Annotated in this window: 23 protein-coding genes; 7 read left to right on the top strand and 16 right to left on the bottom strand. The window is 52.2% G+C overall.

The genetic code is table 11. The annotated features are described in order from the left end of the window. Window positions 1-202: 202 nt before the first annotated feature. Together gss and FDW97_RS04245 are read right to left on the bottom strand one after the other, a co-directional pair. The gene (gene gss, locus FDW97_RS04250; protein ID WP_121529545.1) at window positions 203-2,065 is read right to left on the bottom strand and encodes a bifunctional glutathionylspermidine amidase/synthase; all 1,863 of its coding nucleotides are present in this window, start codon (window positions 2,063-2,065) and stop codon (window positions 203-205) included. 153 nt (window positions 2,066-2,218) lie between these two features. Next, the gene (locus FDW97_RS04245) at window positions 2,219-4,507 is read right to left on the bottom strand and encodes an FdhF/YdeP family oxidoreductase (protein ID WP_137350689.1); all 2,289 of its coding nucleotides are present in this window, start codon (window positions 4,505-4,507) and stop codon (window positions 2,219-2,221) included. Window positions 4,508-4,725: 218 nt separating this feature from the next. Here FDW97_RS04245 and yghU point away from each other — a divergent pair, with 218 nt between their 5' ends. Continuing rightward, the gene (yghU, locus tag FDW97_RS04240; RefSeq protein ID WP_137350688.1) at window positions 4,726-5,592 is read left to right on the top strand and encodes a glutathione-dependent disulfide-bond oxidoreductase; all 867 of its coding nucleotides are present in this window, start codon (window positions 4,726-4,728) and stop codon (window positions 5,590-5,592) included. Between the two features lie 95 nt (window positions 5,593-5,687). Here yghU and hybG read toward each other — a convergent pair whose 3' ends face one another. The 10 genes from hybG to FDW97_RS04190 form a co-directional block, all read right to left on the bottom strand. Next, a complete protein-coding gene (gene hybG, locus FDW97_RS04235) occupies window positions 5,688-5,936 on the bottom strand; it encodes a hydrogenase maturation factor HybG (protein ID WP_003024459.1) in 249 nt (82 codons plus the stop codon). A 30-nt stretch (window positions 5,937-5,966) separates the two neighbouring features. Continuing rightward, the gene (gene hypA / locus FDW97_RS04230) at window positions 5,967-6,308 is read right to left on the bottom strand and encodes a hydrogenase maturation nickel metallochaperone HypA (RefSeq protein WP_003828349.1); all 342 of its coding nucleotides are present in this window, start codon (window positions 6,306-6,308) and stop codon (window positions 5,967-5,969) included. Next, window positions 6,301-6,789 carry a hydrogenase-2 assembly chaperone gene (hybE, locus tag FDW97_RS04225; RefSeq protein ID WP_137350687.1) on the bottom strand — a complete coding sequence of 163 codons (489 nt, stop codon included), beginning with the start codon at window positions 6,787-6,789 and terminating at the stop codon, window positions 6,301-6,303. Before hybE ends, hypA begins: the two co-directional genes overlap by 8 nt. Then, window positions 6,782-7,276 carry a HyaD/HybD family hydrogenase maturation endopeptidase gene (locus FDW97_RS04220; RefSeq protein ID WP_137350686.1) on the bottom strand — a complete coding sequence of 165 codons (495 nt, stop codon included), beginning with the start codon at window positions 7,274-7,276 and terminating at the stop codon, window positions 6,782-6,784. The genes hybE and FDW97_RS04220 overlap by 8 nt, the downstream gene beginning before the upstream one ends. Continuing rightward, complete coding sequence (gene hybC, locus FDW97_RS04215; protein WP_038633838.1) at window positions 7,276-8,979, bottom strand: hydrogenase 2 large subunit; 1,704 nt, start codon at window positions 8,977-8,979, stop codon at window positions 7,276-7,278. The genes FDW97_RS04220 and hybC overlap by 1 nt, the downstream gene beginning before the upstream one ends. Continuing rightward, window positions 8,976-10,154 carry a Ni/Fe-hydrogenase cytochrome b subunit gene (hybB, locus tag FDW97_RS04210; RefSeq protein ID WP_038633842.1) on the bottom strand — a complete coding sequence of 393 codons (1,179 nt, stop codon included), beginning with the start codon at window positions 10,152-10,154 and terminating at the stop codon, window positions 8,976-8,978. Before hybB ends, hybC begins: the two co-directional genes overlap by 4 nt. Beyond that, a complete protein-coding gene (gene hybA / locus FDW97_RS04205; protein WP_003828357.1) occupies window positions 10,144-11,130 on the bottom strand; it encodes a hydrogenase 2 operon protein HybA in 987 nt (328 codons plus the stop codon). Before hybA ends, hybB begins: the two co-directional genes overlap by 11 nt. Before the next feature lie 2 nt (window positions 11,131-11,132). Continuing rightward, the gene (hybO, locus tag FDW97_RS04200; RefSeq protein ID WP_003024486.1) at window positions 11,133-12,251 is read right to left on the bottom strand and encodes a hydrogenase 2 small subunit; all 1,119 of its coding nucleotides are present in this window, start codon (window positions 12,249-12,251) and stop codon (window positions 11,133-11,135) included. A 190-nt stretch (window positions 12,252-12,441) separates the two neighbouring features. Further along, window positions 12,442-12,729 (bottom strand): DUF2623 family protein, encoded by a 288-nt coding sequence (locus FDW97_RS04195; protein WP_038633845.1) that lies wholly within the window; start codon window positions 12,727-12,729, stop codon window positions 12,442-12,444. A gap of 85 nt (window positions 12,730-12,814) precedes the next feature. Further along, a complete protein-coding gene (locus FDW97_RS04190) occupies window positions 12,815-14,455 on the bottom strand; it encodes a methyl-accepting chemotaxis protein (RefSeq protein WP_137350685.1) in 1,641 nt (546 codons plus the stop codon). A gap of 482 nt (window positions 14,456-14,937) precedes the next feature. Between FDW97_RS04190 and FDW97_RS04180 the strand changes: the two genes are divergently transcribed. Further along, entirely contained in the window at window positions 14,938-15,978 is a 1,041-nt protein-coding gene (locus FDW97_RS04180; RefSeq protein WP_042310975.1) for an aldo/keto reductase, read from the top strand. A gap of 64 nt (window positions 15,979-16,042) precedes the next feature. Here the strand turns inward: FDW97_RS04180 and FDW97_RS04175 are convergent, their stop codons facing one another. Continuing rightward, window positions 16,043-16,546 (bottom strand): ESA_00282 family adhesion-associated protein, encoded by a 504-nt coding sequence (locus FDW97_RS04175; RefSeq protein ID WP_038633854.1) that lies wholly within the window; start codon window positions 16,544-16,546, stop codon window positions 16,043-16,045. A 104-nt stretch (window positions 16,547-16,650) separates the two neighbouring features. On the opposite strand from FDW97_RS04175, the gene FDW97_RS04170 reads away from it, so the two are divergent. Both FDW97_RS04170 and FDW97_RS04165 read left to right on the top strand, forming a co-directional pair. Continuing rightward, window positions 16,651-17,055 (top strand): hypothetical protein, encoded by a 405-nt coding sequence (locus tag FDW97_RS04170; protein WP_085048736.1) that lies wholly within the window; start codon window positions 16,651-16,653, stop codon window positions 17,053-17,055. Window position 17,056: 1 nt separating this feature from the next. After that, window positions 17,057-17,464, top strand: a complete 408-nt coding sequence (locus tag FDW97_RS04165) for a hypothetical protein (RefSeq protein ID WP_038633861.1) — start codon at window positions 17,057-17,059, stop codon at window positions 17,462-17,464. Between the two features lie 71 nt (window positions 17,465-17,535). Here the strand turns inward: FDW97_RS04165 and exbD are convergent, their stop codons facing one another. Together exbD and exbB are read right to left on the bottom strand one after the other, a co-directional pair. Continuing rightward, a complete protein-coding gene (gene exbD / locus FDW97_RS04160; RefSeq protein WP_038633864.1) occupies window positions 17,536-17,961 on the bottom strand; it encodes a TonB system transport protein ExbD in 426 nt (141 codons plus the stop codon). A gap of 6 nt (window positions 17,962-17,967) precedes the next feature. Then, window positions 17,968-18,702: a tol-pal system-associated acyl-CoA thioesterase gene (gene exbB, locus FDW97_RS04155; RefSeq protein ID WP_061382446.1), complete on the bottom strand. Its 735-nt coding sequence runs from the start codon at window positions 18,700-18,702 to the stop codon at window positions 17,968-17,970. A gap of 250 nt (window positions 18,703-18,952) precedes the next feature. On the opposite strand from exbB, the gene metC reads away from it, so the two are divergent. Both metC and yghB read left to right on the top strand, forming a co-directional pair. After that, the gene (gene metC, locus FDW97_RS04150; protein WP_137350684.1) at window positions 18,953-20,140 is read left to right on the top strand and encodes a cystathionine beta-lyase; all 1,188 of its coding nucleotides are present in this window, start codon (window positions 18,953-18,955) and stop codon (window positions 20,138-20,140) included. Between the two features lie 131 nt (window positions 20,141-20,271). After that, complete coding sequence (gene yghB, locus FDW97_RS04145; protein WP_085048733.1) at window positions 20,272-20,931, top strand: DedA family general envelope maintenance protein YghB; 660 nt, start codon at window positions 20,272-20,274, stop codon at window positions 20,929-20,931. Window positions 20,932-21,021: 90 nt separating this feature from the next. Here yghB and FDW97_RS04140 read toward each other — a convergent pair whose 3' ends face one another. Continuing rightward, the gene (locus FDW97_RS04140) at window positions 21,022-21,921 is read right to left on the bottom strand and encodes an AraC family transcriptional regulator (protein ID WP_137350700.1); all 900 of its coding nucleotides are present in this window, start codon (window positions 21,919-21,921) and stop codon (window positions 21,022-21,024) included. A 193-nt stretch (window positions 21,922-22,114) separates the two neighbouring features. Here FDW97_RS04140 and yqhD point away from each other — a divergent pair, with 193 nt between their 5' ends. Next, window positions 22,115-23,278 carry an alcohol dehydrogenase gene (yqhD, locus tag FDW97_RS04135; protein WP_038633876.1) on the top strand — a complete coding sequence of 388 codons (1,164 nt, stop codon included), beginning with the start codon at window positions 22,115-22,117 and terminating at the stop codon, window positions 23,276-23,278. Window positions 23,279-23,313 lie beyond the last annotated feature (35 nt).

The following is a 23,313-nucleotide window of genomic DNA, read 5'->3' as shown; positions in this document are numbered from 1 at the left end:
CCACAGGAATTAATTAATGTTAAATGCATTCACTGAATAAATGTATTCTTATTAAGAAACATTACCAAAATAAATAATTATCATTATAAATATATGCCACGGTGTTTATTAAAATATAATCGGAATCAATTTAACTATAAATAAAAAAAAGCCGAAGATATACTCCGGCTTTTCGCACCTCATTTCTGGACATGAAGAAAGATTACGCTTCCTTCACCACAATCAGCGGCTCTATATCGCTCTCTTTTTTAATTACCAGCGACTCGTCGCCGCGCAGACAGGTTCCGCCGTAGTTACCGCCCACGGTGAAGGTACAAACCTGAATATATTTACCGGCAACCTTCGGCAGACACCAAAGCTGCTGATAAATGTTCTTCTGTTCAGCAAACTTACCGCTGGTTTTATCCAGGAGCTCTTCCTGGTGGCTCACCAGATCGATGTTGCTGCCACAACGTCCTGCAATAGGTTTCACTGCATAACCGGTTCGCGCCAGCTCTTCATTAACAGTGAAATCAGTATCAAGCAGATAGCGATGGTGCGGGAACAATTGCCACAGGATCGGCAGAATCGCTTTGTTGCCAGGGATCACCGTCCACAGAGGCTCGAAGACCAGCACTTCCGGGCGTAGTAGCACGTCTATCAAACGCACTTCCTGATTGGTATGCCCGGTACGGATGGGCACTGCGGCATACTCCGTTTCGCTGACCTCTCGCACCTGCTCTATCGCGGTTTCCCACGCCCAGGTTTTCCAGACGCAGTTCACCAGGCGACCATCACCGTCAATCAACTGACCGGCGTCATCCCAACGTAGCTCATCGAGGCCACGCAGAATTTTGCTGTCAAACCCAGCCTGACGCAGTGCCTGCTGCATAAACTGCGCGTGATAGTTTTCCTCAATATCCTTATCCTGCATGATGTGGACAAAAGGACGCGCGCGGCTGTGTTTCCAGGCGCCAGCCAGTTCGTTGATCAATCCTTCAGCCGGATTATGTCCCTGTCCTGTGTAGCCCCGCTCGGCCCATCTTTCGAGGATCAAACCGGCTTCGGTATGACAGGATGCGGAATCGGCGTTGTACTCATATACCTTCAGTCCGCGTTCATCCATACAGAAATCCATACGCCCCGTGATCATATGATGCCGACGACGCTGCCAGGAAAGACGCAGACGCGGCCAGAGGATTTTCGGGATGTCGAAAAGCGCGAGCAGGTTGTCGTCTTTTAGCACTTTGTCGGTCGCGTGTAGATACATCAGGTGCAGTTCGTTGGTGGCTTTAATCAGCTCCTGCTCCGCGCTCTCGGTAATGGTGAAGTACTGATGCGGATCCTGATTAATGACGTGACCGTTCGCCAGCACGTAGGCTTTTTGCAGCGGATCCTGCTCATCCAGCCATTTACCGTCGAACTGGCCACTATTTTCCAGTCGCGCGCCGCTAATTTTCAGTGAGTCATTGGCGATCTCCGGCTGCGGCAGGCTGTCACGGGTATCATCGGTCTGGATCATCCAACCAAGGATGGTGGTGTCGTCAAAGGTATCACGCAGGGTATAACAACCGTTTTCAACCACCATTTCCAGTTCGCGGGTCCACTGCTGTCCGGGAGGCAGCGGCGTGTGGATCACGTTCTGTTCGGCAATGCGGATTTTGTTTTCCAGCAATTGGGTGACTACCGCCACATGGCCGGTGTCTTTAAATTCGCCGCCTTTCTGCCAGATAAGCAGAGCACCTGCAACTGGCGCACGGGGTGAACCATTCGGAAATGCCTGTAACGGCAGGATATTGTCATTCACCACTTCACGCAGGAAGCGTAAGGAGAAGATCTCCCATGCCATGCCCACATCGGTGAAAACCATGCCATAGTTCAGGAAGAGAAAACGGCGGGCAAACTCTACGCACTGCCATTTGTGGCCCATATATTCGTCGTCGATATAGCTGCGAAATGCCGCGTCATCGTCGTAGTCCCGTGGGTCGAGGGAGCTGTAATCTGAAGAGTAGATTGCTACGCCGCCTGGGGCGTAGCCCAATAATGTCCCGAATGGGGCATCCTGACTGGTCGTTCCTTTGCTCATGCACCTTACCTCAAAACAATACAGCCTGAGCAGGTTGGCGTGAATTTATCGCTCTGATTGCCTGCTCTGCGACACTAACCGGACAGAGGTCGACATCATCATACACCTCAACGCAGCGGCTGGCGCTCAGAGGCGAAAAATTCACAGCAGGAACTACGCTTTTTTCAGGGTGACCGGTACGCTTTTGTACGCCGGAGTCAAACTCTGTGTGTCTACCGCATCCAGCGAAAGCAGGATATTCGCTTCAGGCAGATAAGCGCCAACAGAGCCTGCCGCCATGTTGTAAATCACCACCGTTAAACCGTGCATAACACGTTCCGCACAGGGCTGGCCGTTGTCGCCCAGCGCCTGAACGTTGACCACATCGCCCTGACTCAAACCGCGAGCCGCCGCTTCTTCGGCGCTTAAAAACACCACATCACGCCGACCGGTAATGCCACGATAGCGATCGTTCATGCCATAGATAGTGGTGTTGTACTGATCGTGACTACGCAGCGTCGCCAGAACTAACGCATCGGCAGGTTGATTTTCCCGCTCCACCGCTTGCTGATGGCTGACGATAAAGTTGGCTTTGCCATTCGGCGTTCGCCATTCACGTCGCGAGGCGGGCGTATCCATGCGAAATCCGCCCGGCTCGGCAATACGTGCGTTGTAATCACGGAACGCTGGGATCACGGCGGCAATGGCGTCACGGATCAACGCATAGTCTCCGATTAACGCTTCCCAGTTGATTGGTGAAAGAGGCAGCGTGGCGCGAGCGATACCAGCAACAATAGCAGGTTCCGATTTTAGCCAGCGGGAAGCCGGTTTCAGCGCGCCGCAGGAGGCGTGAACCATCGACATCGAGTCTTCGACGGTCACCGACTGGATCCCCGTCGCCTGAATGTCACGTTCCGTTCGCCCTAACGCGGGCAGCAGGTAGTTATGTTTTGCCAGCAGCAAATGCGATCTGTTCAGCTTGGTCGCAACATGGACCTGCAGATCCAGATTTTTCATCGCCGCAAAAGTACGCTGCGGCTGCGGCATCGCAACCGCCAGATTACCCCCCATGCAAATGAGCGCTTTTGCCTCTCCCCGTTCGATGGCCCGGATACTCTCCACGCTGGAGCGGCCATGCTTGCGCGGCACGCTGATAGCAAAATGCGCCTCAAGGCGTTGCAGGAACTCTTCGGACGCCGCTTCATTGATACCCACGGAACGATCACCCTGCACGTTAGAATGACCGCGCAACGGGCAGATCCCCGCGCCCGGTTTCCCCATATTGCCTTTCAGCAGCAGCAGGTTTACCAGTTGCTGAACGTTCCCGGTGCCGTTTTTATGCTGGGTAATCCCCAACCCGTAACAAATAATGGTGGCGCGGGATTTGTTATAGCTGTGTGCCAGATCCTCCATCTGACTGCGCGTCAGTCCGGAGTCCTGTTCCAGTTTTGCCCAGCTACACTGGCGTAAATCGTCATACAGCGCCGAATAACCCTCGGTATGCTGATGAATAAAAGCATGATCGAGGCATGGCTGTCGATCCAGTAAGATCCGCGCTTCATCCATTTCGATCAGCGCTTTCATTATGCCTTTGAGCAGCGAGGCATCACCGCCTATTTTAACCTGATAGTAATCGCTGCTTAGCTCCGTGGCCTGGCCACCAAACATCTCTCTTGGGCTTTGCGGGAAGCTAAAGCGCTCAAGCCCCCTTTCGTTCAGCGGATTGATGGAGATAATTTTGGCTCCGCGTTTGGCAACCTCGCGTAAAGTGGTCAGCATGCGCGGATGGTTAGTGCCGGGGTTATGTCCGATACAAATGACCAGATCGCAGTGGTCAAAGTCGTCCAGTTCAACGGTCCCTTTCCCAAGGCCAATGGCCTGCGTTAATCCAGTGCTGGTAGGACCGTGGCACATGTTTGAGCAATCAGGGAAATTGTTGCTGCCATACTCGCGGGCAAACAGCTGATACAGAAATGCCGCCTCATTTGAGGTTCTGCCGGAGGTGTAAAACTCAACCTGTTCCGCTAAGTCATAGCTGCGCAGACGCTCACCGATGTCGTGGAAGGCGATATCCCAATCCACCGCCTGCCAGGTGTCTGACGCTGCATCGTATTTCATTGGATGCGTCAAACGACCAATGTTTTCCAGTTCATAATCGCTGTAGTGCCAGAGCGTGGAAACCGAATGACGGCTGAAAAATTCCGGGGACGCTTTCTTGCTGGTTGTCTCCCAGGAGACCGCCTTCACGCCATTTTCGCACAACTCCATTGGCGCACGATGTCCAGGGTCCGGCCATGCACACCCCGGACAATCGAACCCTTTCACCTGGTTCATTTTGAACATTGCGATAATGTCGCGGGCGATAGCCTTTTGCGAAAATACCGAAGCAGTGACGGCTTTTACCGCGCCCCACCCACCCGCCGGGCCCTGATAATCGCTTACTCCTGGAACACCATTTTTCATTATTACTGCTTATTCACCGCCAATTTTTGATGGTGAATACGGTAGCAATTTCCGTCCAACATTGATTTCCTCTTCATGGAGTACGGCCCGGCTACAATGAACGGGTTAGATTTATCTTCCCCTTTCAGCACAAAGCGACATAAAGTCCCAATCTGTTAAATTGAGTTCTACCTAACTGCTACACTGCATCAACACAACCACTCAGAAGGCAGGTCAACATGTCAGACAATACCTATCAGCCCGCGAAAGTCTGGACGTGGGAAAAATCGAACGGCGGCGCATTCGCCAATATCAACCGCCCGGTTTCCGGCGCCACCCATGAGAAAACGCTGCCGGTCGGCAAACATCCGCTGCAGCTCTATTCGCTGGGTACACCAAACGGGCAGAAAGTGACGATTATGCTGGAGGAACTGCTAGCGCAGGGCGTCAAGGGCGCGGAATACGATGCATGGATTATCCGTATTGGCGATGGCGATCAGTTTTCCAGCGGCTTTGTTGAGGTGAATCCGAACTCGAAGATCCCTGCGCTGCGCGATCACTCGCAAAATCCGCCGGTTCGCGTTTTCGAGTCTGGCGCAATCCTGCTCTATCTGGCGGAAAAATATGGTTACTTCCTGCCGCAGGATTTGGCTAAACGTACTGAAACGCTGAACTGGTTGTTCTGGCTACAGGGTGCGGCCCCCTTCCTTGGCGGTGGTTTTGGTCACTTCTATAACTATGCGCCGGTAAAAATTGAGTACGCTATTAATCGCTTCACAATGGAAGCCAAGCGCCTGCTCGACGTGCTGGATAAGCAATTAGCGCAGCATCAGTTTGTGGCCGGAGATGAATACACTATTGCCGATATGGCGGTCTGGCCGTGGTTTGGCAATGTGGTTCTGGGCAACGTGTACGACGCGGCAGAGTTCCTTGACGCAGGAAGCTACAAGCACGTGCAGCGCTGGGCAAAAGAGATTGCAGCGCGTCCGGCGGTTAGGCGTGGCCGTATTGTAAACCGTACCAACGGGCCGCTGAACGAACAGCTTCATGAACGCCATGACGCCAGCGACTTCGATACCAATACCGAAGATAAGCGCCAGGCTTAAAATGCCTGATGGCGACGCCGGGGCGTCTTATCAGGCCTACAAAGATGTCATGCCGTAGGCCGGATAAGGCGTTTGCGCCGCCATCCGGCAAAAAATCACGCGCTGGTGACGTCGTATTCCATACGGCGAAGTGCGTCTAACGTGGCTTTAGCTTCATCTTCATCAATGATGCTCATGGCGAACCCTACGTGCACCAGCACCCATTGCCCGACCAGCTCAGCTGTATCACCTTCACAAATCAGGGCAATATTGACATCACGTTTGATGCCGCACACTTCAACCTGCGCAAGCTGGTGAATATCTTCACCAACGGCCAGAACCTGACCAGGGACTCCAATACACATATCTGACTCCGCCCCATAGCAACCTATGGGTTATTCGACTTCAATACTTTTCACTTTCAGTGAATCGCCAGCATCAACCCGCAGACGATCGCCCTGACATAGTGGACACTGCGCATCATGCTGGGTGATTTCCACAACCTGACTGCAATCCCAGCACCACGCCTGGGCTGGTTTGTAATCAATATGCAGCTCACAACCCTGTGCCAGCGTCCCCTGACAGACGATGTCGAAACTGAAACGGACGGCACTCTCCTCAACGCAGGAGAGTGCGCCAATTTCCAGCCAAACGCCGGTTACGCGTTTGACACCATGCTGCTCTGCCTGCTGTTGAACAATCTCAACCGCGCTCTGACAAAGGGACAGCTCATGCATTTTCGCAGTTCCGACGACCCAGCAGCAGCGCGCGGCGATTTAGCTGCGGCGCATTCGGATCGCTCACCGGCAGCGATAACAGCATGCGCGCGCAATCATCAGCCAGACGGACACCTTCTTGTGCCGACATGCTATGCGAAAGCGGCGACATCAGCGAACAAGAGAGGTATTGCGATACGCCCTCCAGTTCACCCACGGTAAAGGTCATTTCGCCATACGGCAGACGCAACCCGATTTTTTCGCTGACTTTACGCACCGGCCAGATCTGGTCCGGTCCGGGGAAAATCAGTGCGCTGAGCATCCAGGGTGTGATAACACACCCCGTCCACTGACTTTCAAACAGCGTAAAATCAGAGACATACACCGACATATTCGGATGCAGGAAGGAAAGATCGTGCATTGAACGCCGGGCAATCTCTTCAAACGCCGCCTGAATTTGCGTCTTCGGGGCCGTCTGAAAACCGACAAACTCCTCAGACATGAGCCGCCTCCCGAGGGATCGCTTCAACGCCTGATTCGCGAAGCGCGGCAAGAACCTGCTCAAGCGCAGGTTCAATCATGGCTTCAACCGTCGGCGTTAGCCCAATATGCGGTTCCAGCGATTCCGGAATAACACCGACTAACGTCAGCTTTTTCGGAAACTCGCCGGTGAAACGCAGGGCCGACAATACGTCGGCCAGGCCAAGCTGGTGCGGTGAGATTTTGTTCGTAAACAGCGCCGGAATCTCTTCATCCCGCAGGACCATCATCGTTCCCGGCGTGTTTTTCTTCGACACTATGGCGTCAGTAATGATCAGATGATCCCTGTTCGCCATATCGCCGAGAAGCTCCATCCCAGCCGTACCACCGTCCAGAACATCAACAAAGTCTGGCAGGATGTACCGTTGCTCTAACGCCTCAACGATACGCACCCCGATGGCTTCGTCGGTCAGCAAAATATTGCCGACCCCTAAGACTAATATCCTCATTACAGAACCTTAACTGAGACCACTTCGTTCCCGTCAACGTCCACCACATGCACCGCACATGACATACAAGGGTCGAAGGAGTGAATGGTACGAACCACTTCCAGCGGTTTGTTTGGATCGGCGATTGGCGTGCCTACCAGCGAGCGCTCATACGGTCCGACTTCATCGTTGAAGTTACGTGGGCCTGAGTTCCAGGTTGACGGAACAACCGCCTGGTAGTTGCTGATAATACCGTCTTTAATCACCATCCAGTGAGACAGCATACCGCGCGGCGCTTCGAGGAAACCAACGCCTTTAAATTCGCCCGTTGCCGGAATATCCGGTTTCACGAAGGTGGTGTGGTCGCCTTTACCAATGTTCACAATCAGCGCGTTGTACTGATCCTGCAGAACGTTCTGCAGTTCACAGCAGTGAACGGTACGGCCAATGATACGGCCCAGCGTTGAGTGCAGTTGCGACACTTCGATGGTTTTGCCGGTCAGCTTGGTGTAAATCGCGATGATTTCATTCAGCTTGGCATGGGTAGACTCGCGTTTGGCCGCCAGTTTACACAGCATGTTGGCCAGCGGACCCACTTCAACCGTTTTACCGTAGAAGGTCGGTGCTTTAACCCAGGAGTATTTGCCGTCATCAGACCAGCCGGTGTAATCCGGAACCGTTGTACCTTCCCACGGAGCCTGCGGCGCTTCGTCTTTGTACCACGCGTGTTTCGCACTCTCCTGAATCCCTTTGATCAGGTATTCATCGGAGTGAGAGGTGATCGGACGATAGGTCGACAGATCTTCATTGGTGATGTAACCACCCGGGAACAGGAAGCTGCCGTTTTTACCGTCAGTCGGGAATTCCGGCGCGCTCAGATAGTTAACCGCACCTTGACCACGTTCCAGCCACTCAGGGTAGAACGCAGCAATAACCGCGGTATCAACTTTGTAAACCTGCTCAACAAAGTCGCTCAGCTTGTCGATGAAGGACTTGATGTACATCAGGCGCTCAAGGTTCAGCACGCCGAGGCCGTCGAGGTTAATTGGGTTAGCAACCCCACCTACCGCCAGGTTCTGGATATGCGGCGTTTTACCGCCCAACAGCGCGACAACGCGGTTGGCATCACGCTGGCATTCCAGCGCCTGCAGGTAGTGTGCAACCGCAATCAGGTTCACTTCCGGCGGCAACTGCATTGCCGGATGACCCCAGCAACCGTTGGCAAAAATGCCTAACTGACCGCTGGCGACAAGATCTTTGATCTTATTCTGAACCTTGGTGAACTCTTCCGTACTGTTCAGGTGCCAGGAGGACACACCGTTCAGCATCGCGGACGCTTTCGCTGGATCGGCTTTCAGCGCCGAGGTGATGTCCACCCAGTCCAGCGCCGAGAGCTGATAGAAGTGAACAATGTGGTCATGCGTGGTGTGCGCGGCGAGAATGATGTTACGGATGTACTGTGCGTTCACCGGAACATCAATATTCAGCGCGCTTTCTGCTGCACGAACGGAAGAGATAGCGTGAGTGGTAGTACAAACGCCACAGATACGCTGAACAATCATCCAGGCATCGCGCGGATCGCGGTTTTTCACGATCTCTTCCATGCCGCGCCACATGGTACCGGAAGCCCATGCTTTAGATACCACGCCATTTTCAATTTCGCAGTCGATGCGTAAATGACCCTCAATACGGGTTACCGGATCAATAGTAATTCTCTGGCTCATGCTTTGCTCGCCTCATGACGATTTTGATCGTTTTGTTTTAAAGGAGGAAGTATCGGCAGTAGACGAATGAGTACGATGTATGCACAAATCTCAATAGCCACAAAACCAATAGAAATCAACAGTTCTTCCCAGGTTGGGAAGTAGTGGTAGCCACCACCAGGATTGAACGCCACCAGCGAATAGGACAGACGCCATGTTGCACAACCCAGCAATGCGCTCAGCGCGGACAGATACAGCATGCGTGAGTCATTACGCAGCTTAGTGACGCGCAGCACCACCAGCGGGAAGACCATCAGTACGACTTCAATCCAGAACATTACGGAGTAAAGATCGCCTGCAAATGCATAGGACAGTTTGTCGCGATAGATCAACTCGCCAAAGCGCAGAACCACGAAAATCGCCAGCAATATGCTGATGGTATTCGTCAGCTTGATGAACAAGCTTTTCTCGTCCGGACCGTTACCTTTCAGACCGGCTTGGACCAGTGAGCCTTCAAAGATGACGATCGAGAAACCCATAATAAAGGCGGTTAATACGGAGAAAAGCGGCAACATTTCATACGCTTGCCATAGCGGATGCACCTTATAACCCGCAGAAATCATCAATGAACCCATTGAAGACTGGTGCATGGTTGGCAGCAGCGCGCCGAGAGCGATAATAAAGAACATCACTTTATTCAAACGCTTGAGAGAGACTTTCCACCCCAAACGTTCAAACAGAGCCGGAGCAAATTCCAGCGCCATGACGCCGATATAGATGGTCATACAGACCGCCGTTTCGAACAATACCGAGTTCACGTTGAAGTGACCTGGAATGTAGAAATACGGCAGGTTCCAGTAACGACCGACGTCAATGGTGATCGACAGACCACCCAGCGAGTAGCCAAACAGGCTTGCCAGCAGCGCCGGACGCACCAACGGATGGTATTGCCCTCTGTTGAAAACATACACCGCCCACGCCAGCGCCCAACCGCCACACGCGAAGCCAGTACCAATCAACAGGTCAAACGCGATCCATACACCCCATGGGAAACCGCCGTTCAGATCGGAGACTGAACCCAATCCGAAGACCAGACGTTTCACGATCAGGAGCATACACAGGACGATTAACGGCCCAAAAATAATGACCGGTTTGCTGATTATTTTTCCGCCCAGCGGTTTAGGATCATGACTCATGATCGTCTCCTCCGTCGTGATGGTCGTTTTTCGTGTTACGACGAACCAGCACGGTTAAGCCCGCCAGCGCAGCCAGGGGTAATATCATGCCCTTATACAGGGAATGTTGAACATGTTCAGAACGCGCACCGGTTGAAAGATCATCCAGTTTTGGCAGATCCAAATCCTCGTAAGGAACACCCGTCAGCACCATCACCTGCGTACCACCACCTTCCTTCTCACCGTACAGGTGTGGGTAGTACTTCGGTACCGTATGCAGATAGGTATCGCCCGCTTTCACCGTCTGACGCGGATAGTGGTATTCGCTGCCAGGCTTCAGCGCGAGACGTTTTTTCGCCTCAGCCATCAGCTCTTCACGCGTACCAAAAATCACCGCCCCGGCAGGACACACTTCAACACAACCCGGTAAACCGCCTTTATCCAGACGCTCAACACCTTTCTGGTTACACAGTTCACATTTGTGAAGCGCGCCAAACGGGTTGTTGTAGTCGTACTTAGGCACGTTGTACGGACAGGCGACCATGCAATAGCGGCAACCTGTGCAGACATCTTTGTCATAGTGGACGATGCCGGTTTTCGGATCTTTCTTCAGTGCGGAGACCGGGCAAACGGAGACGCAGTTCGGATCGACACAGTGCATGCACTGTTTCTTAATGTATGCGTAGCCATTTTCTTCCTGGTCTTTGTTAACGCCTGTTCCGCTACGCCACACCTGGATGATGTTATTGGTATACGGCGACAGCTTGTCGTTGTTTGACCAGGTCTGCTCGCCTTCCGGGTTACGCGCCGGAAAGTTGATGTCCTGACACTTGGTGACACAGGCCTGGCAGCCCACGCATAGCGTCGAGTCATAGAGCATCCCAAGAGAACCCGGGATCGGCGGACGGTTTTCTGCAGCCGCATGGCTGATGGACGGCGCAGCGCCCAACAGCAATGCCCCGCTGGAGGCTGCTTTAATAAAGTTACGTCTGTTCACGGTTATTCTCCCCGTGAGTCAGCGTTATCTTTCTTCTGCTGACGACCCAGTTCACGAACCGCCATCACGCTGACGCCGGCGACCAGCCCTACCACGCCACCAAGCAGCCCAATCGCGCCGGCAGAGACATTGCCACCTTCTTTCATGTTGACGTCAGGTTTCTCGGAGCGCGGGGTTTGGTTTTCCACATGAGCAAGCTGGTGAATACCTTTATGGAAACCAACGCCTTCTTCGTTACAGCCGTAGCAAGGGTGGCCGATAGCCACCGGCCACACGCCGCCAACATCGCAGAATTGCAGCGTTGAGCAGTTGCCGTAGGTTTCGGGTCCTTTACAGCCCAGATGGTAGAGACACCAGCCTTCACGGTGGCCTTCATCGCCAAACTCTTTCGCAAAGCGGCCAGCATCGAAGTGCGGGCGACGCTCGCAATGTTCGTGAATCAAACGGCCATAGGCGAATGTTGGACGGTTTTTGGTATCCAGCTTCGGCGGCTTACCGTAAGTGATGATATGCGCGACCGTTGCCAGGAAGTTATGCGGGTTCGGCGGACAGCCGGGAATGTTGATGATGGTTTTGCCTGGCAGAACTTCCTGCAAGCCGACTGCACCCGTTGGGTTAACGCCAGCGGCAGCAACACCACCCCACGCGGCGCAAGAGCCAATGGCAATGATAGCGGCTGCGCCTTCAGCGGCCCGGCGGATATGATCCACGATCGGCTCACCGGCAACCATGCAGTAAATACCATTATCTTTCAGTGGGATAGAACCATCTACAACCAAAACATATTGCCCTTTGTACTTCTCCAGAGCGTTATGTTTATTCTCTTCAACCTGATGGCCGAAGGCGGCAGAGAGTACCTCGTGGTATTCCAGAGAGATTGTCTCCAGGACGAGGTTTTCCACTGTAGGGTGTGTCGCGCGAAGCAGCGATTCAGTACAACCCGTACACTCCTGAGCACCAATCCAGATAACCGGTGGGCGCTGAGGGCGGGAAACTGATTCGGCCATTTCTGCGGCGGCTTTGCTACTGAGCCCCATGGTGGCGGCCAGTGCTGCACAAAGCTTCATGAAATCGCGGCGATTGATGCCGCTCGAATTGATGAGAGAGTTATCTCCAGTCATTTTATAGTTATTCCGTTGCGAAGACCTGGCTTTTTATTTTGCACCATTCGCATGTTGCATATTGCGATCGGCGCGCCATTTACCACACTTTTTATATGGTTATGTGCGATATAATACTTCGACGGAGCAACAAAACGAAGGCGTAGGTCAATAGTGTAATTAATTAAAGCAAGATAATACCCCTTTCGGATCAAGCTTCGAGCCGATAGCCGGCCATGAAAAAGCGAATTGTTGTACTGGACTGGTTCTCTTTAAAGAAATCCATCACCATCTCCTTATCCAGTCCATAGCGACGCGTCAGGATGCCCGCTTCCCACGCGCTGAGCTGTCGATCGCCTGTTTTTTCAAACATTCGATGTGAAAACCCCAGTACAAAACCGCGTTTATAATCCGCGCAAAAATGCGCCACCGAGCGTGCGCTATCCGCATTTTCCGCGTTTAATCCGGCCATCAGGCCTTTACCAAAATGGTTGTCCATGCATAACCCCCAATCGCTATATAATAAATTATATAGCGATTTTTTAAGCAAAGACCAGAGGTATCAGGGACTTTTTTGTGCCAGCTTAAAACGACACCCAGTCATCCGTTTTAGCTGTTGCAGAGGTTTTACGTTCTGCTGAAGGGGAAGCGGTAGAAGTGGCAGCGTATTGCACATCGTTAGCTGATAGACGGAACTGTTGCACCGAACGTTGCAGATCTTCCGTTTGCCGTTCCAGCGCGACTGCCGCGGCGGAAACCTGTTCGACAAGCGCGGCGTTCTGTTGCGTAACGCTGTCCATCTGCGTGATCGCCACGCTTACCTGTGAGATGCCTTTGTTCTGTTCTTCCGAAGCAGAGGCAATTTGTTTCATGATGGTGGTGACTTCTGTCGCGCCGCGCAGAATCGCCTCCATCGTTAATCCGGTCTCTTTAACCAGACGAGCACCCTGATCGACACGACGCGACGATTCGCCGATCAGCGTCTCAATCTCTTTTGCCGCTCCGGCGCTACGGCTGGCAAGGTTACGCACCTCACCGGCAACCACGGCAAAACCGCGCCCCTGCTCGCCCGCTCTGGCCGCTTCAACCGCCGCGTTAAGCGCCAGAATATTGGTCTGGAAAGCAATGCTGTTAATCACAGAGGTAATTTCCGCGATCTGTTTAGAACTGGCGGCAATGCCGTCCATGGTCTCAACCACTTCTGAAACCAACGAGCTGCCTTTACCTGCCGTTTCTGTCGCCGTATCAGCCAGTTGGCTGGCCTCACGCGCATTTTCGGCGTTCAGTTTTACCGTTGCGGTCAGCTGCTCCATGCTGGCTGCGGTCTCTTCCAGCGCCGCAGCCTGCTCTTCAGTACGTGAGGAGAGGTCGTTATTACCGGTGGAAATTTCCGTCGCTCCTCGCCAGATATTGTCACTACCAGAACGAATGGTACTCACGGCTTCGCGCAGGCTGTCCTGCATCGCGCACAGTAACGGCACCAGTTGGCCCACGCAGTTACGACCAAAATCTTCAATAGAATGGCTGAGATCGCCCTGCGCAATTTGTTGAAATTGTTGGCGAATACGTCCCAGAGGTTTCACCATCATGGCTACGAGGTAGCGGTCGGTAAAGAACAGGAGCGCAATACCGAGGATTACGGCGGTGATAATTAGCGTCCGGATGATAGACGTTTTGCCATCGACCATAACGCGGGTGGTATCGAGCCTTTCACCCGCAGTGGTGTTAAAACGCTCAGCACTGGCGCCAAATTCACGGCTCAAGGCTGGCGTAACGGTGCTGGCATGCTCCGCAAAGGCCGTGAGCGTGCCCTGCTGAGCCAGTTGCATTTGTGGGATAACGCCGTTATCCAGCAACGCCTGCCACTTGGTCAGCACCGCCGCGGCGACTTCCGGATCCATGGGGCCGGGAGACAATGTTTTCATCTCCTGGAGTTTTTTACTCATATTGTCCAGGGACTGTTGCGCTGGCGCAAAATCCGGCGTTCCGCCGCTCATTTTGACATCCATTGCGCGACTTAACCGCGTCACAAAACGAAAATACTGATCGTTACCCTGGCTGAGAACAGTCATCTGATGGACGAGATGACGGTCAATATCATTCCCTTCTGATATTTTTGATAAAGAATGAAGACTGAATAAACCCACGCCCGACCACAGCAGGCAAAAAAGTCCCAGTATTGCCAACATGACAATACGAATAGTGAAGTTTTTCAGCAAACCCATAATAATTTCCTTGCCGTTGATGAGGAATTCGCCATCAGGCGATACTTATCCTTGTTATCGGCAGGCGGTAGAGAAGATATAATGCGTTCTTTATTTTTTTACTTTCTTAAGTCCAGGCCATATCTCTCCAGATGATATCAACATGAATGCTAATGAAATTAGCTAGCATTATTATTCAGATAACTCACCTAAATTATTTAATAATGCTTTGTTTTTTATCGTAAATATTTATTAAACCCTGCAAGAGTGCGCTCCCAAGAGAAATCAGAGTCAGTATTATCATAATGAGAGGTCGGATCATTATGAAAGCCGTGATTAACACAGGGAGATATATAGCCTTCACACGCGGGTCTCCTTCAATAACTCGCATAACGAATTCTGCCCAGTTTTTCATCCCAGTGTGACCTGTGAACGGAATATTCACCGAGAACCCGCTAGAATAGAAACGCTGTTTCGAAATTCACCTGCACTAAGGAGATCTCATGGCCTGGTTTGCCAATCCTGAACGTTACGAGCAGATGCTCTATCGCTACTGTGGACGCAGCGGTCTACGCTTACCCGCGCTGTCGCTGGGTTTGTGGCACAGTTTTGGGCACGTTCAGGCGCTGGAGTCACAGCGCGCCCTGCTGCGTAAAGCCTTTGATTTAGGCATCACCCATTTTGATTTGGCCAATAACTATGGGCCGCCTCCAGGCAGCGCAGAAGAGAATTTTGGCCGTTTACTGCGCGAGGATTTTGCACAATACCGAGATGAGTTGATCATCTCCACCAAGGCAGGCTACGACATGTGGCCAGGACCGTACGGTTCTGGCGGTTCGCGTAAATACCTGCTTGCCAGCCTCGACCAGAGCCTGCAACGCATGGGTCTCGACTATGTCGATATCTTCTACTCGCACCGCGTGGACGAAAATACGCCGATGGAAGAGACCGCCTCAGCGCTGGCCCATGCGGTGCAAAGCGGTAAAGCACTGTATGTCGGCATTTCATCCTATTCCCCGGAACGAACGCAAAAGATGGCCGAACTGCTGCGGGAATGGAAAATTCCACTTCTTATCCACCAACCCTCTTACAACCTGCTTAATCGCTGGGTAGACAGCAGTGGCTTGCTGGATACGCTGGAAGCTAACGGCATGGGCTGCATTGCCTTTACGCCGCTGGCCCAGGGACTGCTGACAGGGAAATACCTCAACGGCATCCCGGAAGGTTCACGTATGCAGCGTGAAGGGAAAAAAGTCCGTGGGCTAACAGAAAATATGCTGACGGAAGAAAACCTTAGCAGCCTGCGTTTGCTCAATGAGATGGCGCAGCAGCGCGGACAGTCGATGGCGCAAATGGCTTTAAGCTGGCTGCTAAAAGACAACCGGGTCACTTCGGTATTAATTGGCGCCAGCCGACCGGAGCAACTGGAAGAAAACGTTCAGGCATTGGCTAATCTGACGTTCAGCGCCGAAGAACTGGCGCAGATCGATAAACACGTCGCTGATGGCGAGCTGAACCTGTGGCAAGCCTCATCTGACAAATAGCCGTTCGTCACTCCATGCCGGGTAGCCATGTAGATCTACCCGGCCATGGTAACGCGCCATGACCTTATACTTCTTCTGCTTTGAGCTGTGGACGCTGGTATTCCGGCCACACCAGCGCGACGAGCGCAGGGTAAGCCTCCAGGCTGAACTCCCTGAAGCACTGACGTAAGTTGAGCACATCCAGATCGGCATGCGGGACCTTCTCCCCGCTGAGACAGCGTTTTTTTATATTGTCGTAATATTTATACACCGCAGAGTTAAGGTCGCTACAGCGCCGCTGCGCATCAAATAAGCCAGGCGTCTCATTCAGCTCCGCCATCGTCATCCGTTTGATCGTCGAGTGGATAAAATCGATATATTCGTGATTAACCCGCCAATACCATACCGGGGTAATCGAATTCATCAATACAGAAAAATGATCTTCACCCTCTTCTTTACTCAAGATTTCCGGCTGGTGTCCAGCGTTACCATTTTCTGCATAGCGGTTTTTATTTGCGCTGCGCATCAACAAAAGCACCCCGCAGGTAAGCAATAGCAGGGTAATAACAGAATAAAATATACTGTTCATATACTGGCTCCATTTTTTTTGATTTTAAAATTACGCCATGCTATTGTCAACGCAGCCTGACATATTAAAAACAATACAGTATTGGCATCAAAGGATATTTCAACATGCTTCCCGAGCATCTTGTTCCCGCGCATTATCATTTATCTCAAACATCGACTAATACCTTCCCCACAGAAAACAGTGAAAATTTGACTCAGGGAAAGAGAACATTAAGCGATTATGAAGCAGATATTTTGATCAGCGCTACAGCGACCGGCCAGGCGCGCAATATGTTGTTTGAAGAGAGCGACCGTCATTTAAAAGAGCGTTTGTTTTGCGCGGCAAAGATTGAGTCATTCACGCGCTTGCTCAATTCATTGCAAGCAGAAGGCGACATTAATGCACAAGAATTAAGTGAAATTTTGACCGAAAAAACAGCCATCATTAATGAGCAAGGCAATAAAATTTGGCTTAATTTAATTACCCGCGAATCCAGCGATCCTATTTTTTATTCTCTGGAAGAGAAATAAAATGAAAGATGTTGAGGATAATAATGTTTATTTGGCTTTAGATGACCATAAAAGTGATGAGTTTGTCTTAAAGCAGAATTTAGCCATCCTGATTGCCAATAAAAACGCAACACTGGAAAGCGTTGCCCAGGAAATGGTTTCTATACCCGCCGCGCTGGTGCGGATGAAATGGCAAAATCGCCGTGAAATTTATGCGCTACAGGCGAAAGAAGAGATCTATGGCGCCGCGATTGAGGCCATCATAGCCCAACAACCCGAACTGCGGGATAAAATCATGGCCCGGCTGGAGAGCACCTACCAGCATATACTCGCGCGAGAAACGGCCACCTTACGCCTGACGCGCAAGCTGTCCGAAGGCAGCTACGAACCGACCAGGATAACCACGGTCGCGTTAGATGAAAACAGATAAGAACAGGTTTGTGGGGCGTGGAATAAGGATAAGCAGGCCGGGTAGGTGAAAACCACTACCCGGCGAGAAAGTTACTTCGCTTTCACGGTCTCTTCACCGACCAGACCAATCTTCAGGAAACCCGCCTGATGCAGCGAGTCCATTACCTTCATCATGGTTTCATAATCGACGGTCTTATCCGCGCGGAAGAAAATTGTGGTGTCTTTCTTCCCTTCTGTCAGCGTATTGAGCTCGCTAATCATGGTTTCATCCGTCACCTGATTGTTGCCGATAAACATACTCTTATCGGCTTTGACTGACAGATAAACCGGTTTTTCGGGACGCGGCTGCGGCGTACTGGTGGAGGCAGGGAGATTCACCTTCACATCCACTGTTGCCAGCGGCGCGGCCACCATAAAGATGATCAATAAAACCAACATAACGTCGATAAACGGCGTCACGTTGATTTCATGCATTTCACCGTTATCGTCCAGGTTTTCATTAAAGCTCATTGCCATGGAACATTACCCTACACGTAATTTCTGCGCAGCACGTACCGGATGCGCGGAGGCGCTGGCATTCAGGTCCAGATCGCGGCTTTGCAGCAACAGCACCTGCGCCGCGACATCGCCCAGCATCGCTTTATAGCTGCCAATCTGACGTGCGAAAATATTGTAGATGACGACCGCAGGAATCGCCGCAACCAGACCAATCGCGGTCGCTAACAGCGCTTCTGCAATGCCCGGCGCAACAACGGCCAGGTTGGTGGTTTGGGTTTGTGCAATCCCGATGAAGCTGTTCATGATGCCCCATACCGTACCGAATAAACCCACGAATGGCGAGATTGCCCCGATGGTGGCCAGGTATCCATTACCGCGTCCCATATGACGACCTACTGCCGCCACACGACGCTCCAGACGGAAACCGGTGCGCTCTTTAATACCTTCGTTGTCGTCACTGCCTTCCGACAGTTCCAGCTCGTTCTGCGCTTCATAAATCAACTGTGCGCCAAGGCTTTTAGCATCGAATCCTGCGGCAATCTCGTTTGCCTGGTCTAAAGAGCGGGCATCCGCCAGCAGTTGCTGTTCACGCTTAAGACGGCGTTTCTGAGTAAAGAACTCAAGGCTCTTACTAAAGAAGATAGCCCAGGTGACCACTGACGCTAAAATCAGCCCAATCATCACGCACTTAACCACGATATCGGCGTGCTGATACATACCCCAGACGGAAAGGTCCGTCTGCATCAAATTATTACCCACTCTGTATCTCCAGGACGCAAATCACAAAATCTAAGCGTAATCATATCAAAACAACGTCGAATTGATAGTCGTTCTCATTACTATTTACATATTGCCGCACCTTTGGTTTCTTTTCCTTGCGCTTACGCAGTAAAAAAGTCACCAGAAGCATTTTGAGATTATTTTCTACTGTATGACCTTTCTGCAGGATGCGTCATCTTTGATTCATGGTAGTTTAGACATCCAGACGTATAAAAACAGGTAATACACCATGGCAGATAAACAACTTGAAACCAAACTCGTGCACGCAGGACGGAGTAAAAAGTACACGCTGGGCTCGGTAAATAGCGTGATCCAGCGCGCTTCTTCGCTGGTGTTTGACAGCGTTGAGGCAAAAAAGCAGGCCACGCGCAACCGTGCTAACGGTGCGCTTTTCTACGGACGTCGTGGAACCCTGACGCATTTTTCGCTGCAGGAAGCCATGTGCGAACTGGAAGGCGGCGCGGGCTGCGCGTTGTTCCCTTGCGGCGCGGCAGCCGTTGCCAACACCATCCTTGCCTTTGTTGAACAAGGCGATCATGTGTTGATGACCAATACCGCCTATGAACCCAGCCAGGACTTCTGCACCAAAATTCTCGGCAAACTAGGCGTCTCAACGGGCTGGTTTGATCCGCTGGTTGGTGCCGATATTGTGAAGCACATTCAGCCGAACACCAAAGTTGTCTTTCTGGAATCACCCGGCTCCGTCACCATGGAGGTACATGATGTGCCGGCAATTGTAGCCGCCGTCAGAAGCGTTGCGCCTGATGCAGTCATCATGATTGATAACACCTGGGCTGCCGGCGTGCTGTTCAAGGCGCTGGATTTCGGTATCGATATCTCGATTCAGGCGGGTACGAAATACCTGATTGGTCATTCCGACGGCATGGTCGGCACAGCGGTATCCAATGCCCGTGGCTGGGATCAACTGCGCGAAAATGCCTATCTGATGGGACAAATGCTCGACGCCGATACCGCCTATATGACCAGCCGTGGATTACGCACGCTGAGCGTACGCTTACGTCAGCATCATGAAAGCAGCTTAAAGGTCGCCGAGTGGCTGTCCAACCACCCACAGGTCGCCCGCGTTAATCACCCGGCGCTGCCCGGCAGTAAAGGCCATGAATTCTGGAAACGTGATTTTACCGGCAGCAGCGGGCTATTCTCCTTTGTATTGAATAAGAAGCTAAATAATGAAGAGTTAGCCGCGTATCTGGATCACTTCAGCCTGTTCAGCATGGCCTACTCCTGGGGCGGTTTTGAGTCGCTGATTCTCGCCAACCAGCCGGAGCACATTGCGGCAATCCGTCCGCAAGGCGAGGTGGACTTCAGCGGAACGCTTATCCGTTTGCATATCGGTTTAGAGAATGTTGACGATCTGATTGCCGATTTAGCCGCAGGATTTGCCCGAATCGAGTAACATTGCCATAGATGGACATATATGCAGACACTTCTGGTGGAAAAGTCTGCAATTGTTGCGTCCGGGATCAAGGCATCCCGGACAATTCAGGAGTACAATCCACACATAAACGCTGTTCCACAGGAAAGTCCATGGTAGTTATTCAAGATATTGTCTCCGCGCTCTGGCAACACGACTTTGCCGCGCTGGCGGATCCACACGTTGTGAGCGTGGTGTACTTCGTCATGTTCGCCACACTGTTTTTAGAAAATGGCCTGCTGCCCGCCTCCTTTTTACCCGGAGACAGCCTGTTATTACTGGCTGGGGCGCTGATCGCCCAGGACGTGATGAGTTTTTTACCTACCATAGCTATTCTGACCGCCGCCGCCAGCCTGGGCTGCTGGCTCAGTTACATTCAGGGACGCTGGCTGGGCAACACGCGAACGGTAAAAGGCTGGCTGGCGCAATTACCTGAAAAATATCATCAGCGCGCCACCTGCATGTTTGACCAACACGGTCTGATGGCGCTGCTGGCCGGGCGCTTCCTGGCGTTCGTACGCACCTTGCTGCCGACCATGGCGGGAATTTCAGGGTTGCCCAACCGTCGATTCCAGTTTTTTAACTGGCTGAGCGGCCTGCTGTGGGTCACCGTCGTCACCAGCTTTGGCTACGCGCTGAGCATGATCCCGTTCGTTAAACGCCATGAAGATCAGGTGATGACCTTTTTAATGATCCTACCGATTGCCCTGTTAACCGCAGGTCTGTTGGGAACCCTGTTCGTGGTGATTAAAAAAAAATACTGTAACGCCTGAGTCGCATCCGTAGGCCGGATACTCTCCGGCATTTTGCCTTATGGCGCGCAGCTTTAAGGCCTACGGTGTACCTTTCAGACGGACAAGAAATCAACTCCCCTGCATCATCCGAATTCTGGCCGCATCTTCCCCCGGCGTCACGCCAAAGAAACGTTTGAACTCCCGACTAAACTGCGATGCGCTCTCATAGCCGACGCGCATGGCTGCCGCACTGGCCTTCATCCCGTCATGAATCATCATCATCCGCGCTTTATGCAGACGATAGCTTTTAAGATATTGCAGCGGCGACGTGCTGGTCACCGCTTTAAAATTATGATGAAACGCCGACACGCTCATGTTCGCCTCTGCCGCCAGCTGTTCTACATTGAGATTTTCGGTGTATTTGGTTTCAATCCGCTTCAGCACCCGGCTTATCAAGCTGAAATGCGTCTGACGACTGACCAGCGCAAGTAACGCGCCGCCGCGCGGCCCGGTCAGCACATGGTAGAGAATCTCGCGAATGATCTGTTTGCCGAGAATACGCGCATCCAACGGGCGCTCCATCACATCCAACAGGCGCTCAGCGGCGCAGAGAATTTCGTCTGAAAGCGTCGCGGAGTTAATTCCACTGGCCGCCATGGCAGGCTGAAACAGCTCATCTTCTCCAATGTCCATCAACAGCTCCTGCAATTGCAGGATATCGACATTCAGATAAATTCCGGCCAACGGAACCTCCGGTGTCGCATACGTTTCACATTCAAAGGGTAAAGGTACGGTTAGCAGCAAGTATTCATTGGCGTCATAACGAAATACACGTTCATTGATATAACCAATTTTATGTCCAGAGAAGAGAAATATGATGCCTGGCTGATACATGACCGGTGTGCGCGCCGCTGGCTCCGTTCCGTGCAGCAGGCGGACATCTGGCAGCAATGCACTGAGTTTATTTTCATTATTTTTCAGATGCTTAATTTTATCTGTCAGCAGAAGGCAGATCTCTTCACGGTTCATAAAGCACCATTTCATCATCGGTTTGCGACCCTGACATAATGCGCAGATTTATCCGTTTTCTCCAGTAATCTGTAGAAATGGGCAAGACATCGGCAGAAATGAGCATTGAGAGCAGCGCGGCTGGCGACCACAATGTTCATCATCCGGCAGACACTCTCCTGCCCTCTTTTTTACCCACACAAGGGAACGAGCAATGAACAATTTTAATCTCCATACCCCAACCCGAATTCTGTTCGGTAAAGGCGCTATTGCAGAGCTGCGCGACCAAATCCCTCAGGATGCCCGCGTACTGATTACCTACGGCGGCGGCAGTGTGAAAAAAACCGGTGTCCTGGCACAGGTTCAGGATGCACTGAAAGGCCTGGACGTGCTGGAGTTTGGCGGTATTGAGCCAAACCCGTCTTATGAAACGCTAATGAATGCGGTAAAGCTCGTGCGTGATGAAAAAGTAACGTTCCTGCTGGCAGTGGGCGGCGGTTCGGTACTGGACGGCACCAAATTCATCGCGGCAGCGGCACAGTACGCTGACGGCATCGACCCATGGCGTATTCTGGAAACTCACGGCAACGACGTAAAAAGCGCCATCCCGATGGGCTCCGTATTAACCCTGCCCGCCACCGGTTCTGAATCTAACTCCGGCGCGGTCATCTCGCGGAAAACCACCGGCGACAAACTGGCCTTTATGACCCCGTTTGTACAACCGGTATTTGCCGTTCTGGATCCGGTTTACACCTATACCCTGCCGCCACGTCAGGTTGCGAACGGCGTTGTAGATGCCTTCGTGCATACCGTTGAGCAGTATGTAACTTATCCGGTCGACGGGAAAATTCAGGATCGCTTTGCCGAAGGCATTCTGCTTACGCTGATCGAAGAAGGTCCGAAAGCCTTGCAGGAGCCGGAAAACTACAACGTGCGTGCGAACGTGATGTGGGCGGCAACCCAGGCGCTGAACGGCCTGATTGGCGCAGGCGTACCGCAGGACTGGGCAACCCATATGCTGGGCCACGAACTGACCGCGATGCATGGTCTGGATCATGCGCAAACGCTGGCCATCGTTCTGCCTGCGCTGTGGAATGAAAAACGCGATACCAAGCGTGCCAAACTACTGCAATACGCAGAGCGTATCTGGAATATCACCGAAGGTTCCGAAGACCAGCGTATCGATGCCGCCATTGCCGCTACCCGTGCTTTCTTCGAACAAATGGGCGTACCAACTCGCTTGTCTGACTACGGTCTGGACGGTAGCTCCATCCCGGCGCTGCTGGAAAAACTGCAAGCGCACGGCGGTACGAAACTGGGTGAACATCAGGACATTACGCTCGACGTCAGCCGTCGGATTTACGAAGCTGCCCGCTAAGGTTTTTTAACCTCCGCCTTTCGTTTTTGGGTATT

This window comes from Citrobacter sp. wls708 (assembly GCF_005281255.1).
GTDB lineage: Bacteria > Pseudomonadota > Gammaproteobacteria > Enterobacterales > Enterobacteriaceae > Citrobacter > Citrobacter werkmanii.
The sequence above is the reverse complement of the archived record's forward strand: the minus strand, read 5'-3'. Positions and strand labels throughout refer to the sequence as shown.

What these genes read in the sequence shown, in the direction of transcription:
- hybG (WP_003024459.1), bottom strand. Translation starts at nt 5,936, where the DNA reads ATGTGTATTGGAGTCCCTGGTCAGGTTCTGGCCGTTGGTGAAGATATT.
- gss (WP_121529545.1), bottom strand. Translation starts at nt 2,065, where the DNA reads ATGAGCAAAGGAACGACCAGTCAGGATGCCCCATTCGGGACATTATTG.
- FDW97_RS04220 (WP_137350686.1), bottom strand. Translation starts at nt 7,276, where the DNA reads ATGAGGATATTAGTCTTAGGGGTCGGCAATATTTTGCTGACCGACGAA.
- yghU (WP_137350688.1), top strand. Translation starts at nt 4,726, where the DNA reads ATGTCAGACAATACCTATCAGCCCGCGAAAGTCTGGACGTGGGAAAAA.
- hypA (WP_003828349.1), bottom strand. Translation starts at nt 6,308, where the DNA reads ATGCATGAGCTGTCCCTTTGTCAGAGCGCGGTTGAGATTGTTCAACAG.
- hybC (WP_038633838.1), bottom strand. Translation starts at nt 8,979, where the DNA reads ATGAGCCAGAGAATTACTATTGATCCGGTAACCCGTATTGAGGGTCAT.
- FDW97_RS04180 (WP_042310975.1), top strand. Translation starts at nt 14,938, where the DNA reads ATGGCCTGGTTTGCCAATCCTGAACGTTACGAGCAGATGCTCTATCGC.
- metC (WP_137350684.1), top strand. Translation starts at nt 18,953, where the DNA reads ATGGCAGATAAACAACTTGAAACCAAACTCGTGCACGCAGGACGGAGT.
- FDW97_RS04175 (WP_038633854.1), bottom strand. Translation starts at nt 16,546, where the DNA reads ATGAACAGTATATTTTATTCTGTTATTACCCTGCTATTGCTTACCTGC.
- exbD (WP_038633864.1), bottom strand. Translation starts at nt 17,961, where the DNA reads ATGGCAATGAGCTTTAATGAAAACCTGGACGATAACGGTGAAATGCAT.
- FDW97_RS04195 (WP_038633845.1), bottom strand. Translation starts at nt 12,729, where the DNA reads ATGGACAACCATTTTGGTAAAGGCCTGATGGCCGGATTAAACGCGGAA.
- FDW97_RS04165 (WP_038633861.1), top strand. Translation starts at nt 17,057, where the DNA reads ATGAAAGATGTTGAGGATAATAATGTTTATTTGGCTTTAGATGACCAT.
- yqhD (WP_038633876.1), top strand. Translation starts at nt 22,115, where the DNA reads ATGAACAATTTTAATCTCCATACCCCAACCCGAATTCTGTTCGGTAAA.
- yghB (WP_085048733.1), top strand. Translation starts at nt 20,272, where the DNA reads ATGGTAGTTATTCAAGATATTGTCTCCGCGCTCTGGCAACACGACTTT.
- hybE (WP_137350687.1), bottom strand. Translation starts at nt 6,789, where the DNA reads ATGTCTGAGGAGTTTGTCGGTTTTCAGACGGCCCCGAAGACGCAAATT.
- FDW97_RS04170 (WP_085048736.1), top strand. Translation starts at nt 16,651, where the DNA reads ATGCTTCCCGAGCATCTTGTTCCCGCGCATTATCATTTATCTCAAACA.
- hybO (WP_003024486.1), bottom strand. Translation starts at nt 12,251, where the DNA reads ATGACTGGAGATAACTCTCTCATCAATTCGAGCGGCATCAATCGCCGC.
- FDW97_RS04245 (WP_137350689.1), bottom strand. Translation starts at nt 4,507, where the DNA reads ATGAAAAATGGTGTTCCAGGAGTAAGCGATTATCAGGGCCCGGCGGGT.
- FDW97_RS04190 (WP_137350685.1), bottom strand. Translation starts at nt 14,455, where the DNA reads ATGGGTTTGCTGAAAAACTTCACTATTCGTATTGTCATGTTGGCAATA.
- FDW97_RS04140 (WP_137350700.1), bottom strand. Translation starts at nt 21,921, where the DNA reads ATGAACCGTGAAGAGATCTGCCTTCTGCTGACAGATAAAATTAAGCAT.
- hybB (WP_038633842.1), bottom strand. Translation starts at nt 10,154, where the DNA reads ATGAGTCATGATCCTAAACCGCTGGGCGGAAAAATAATCAGCAAACCG.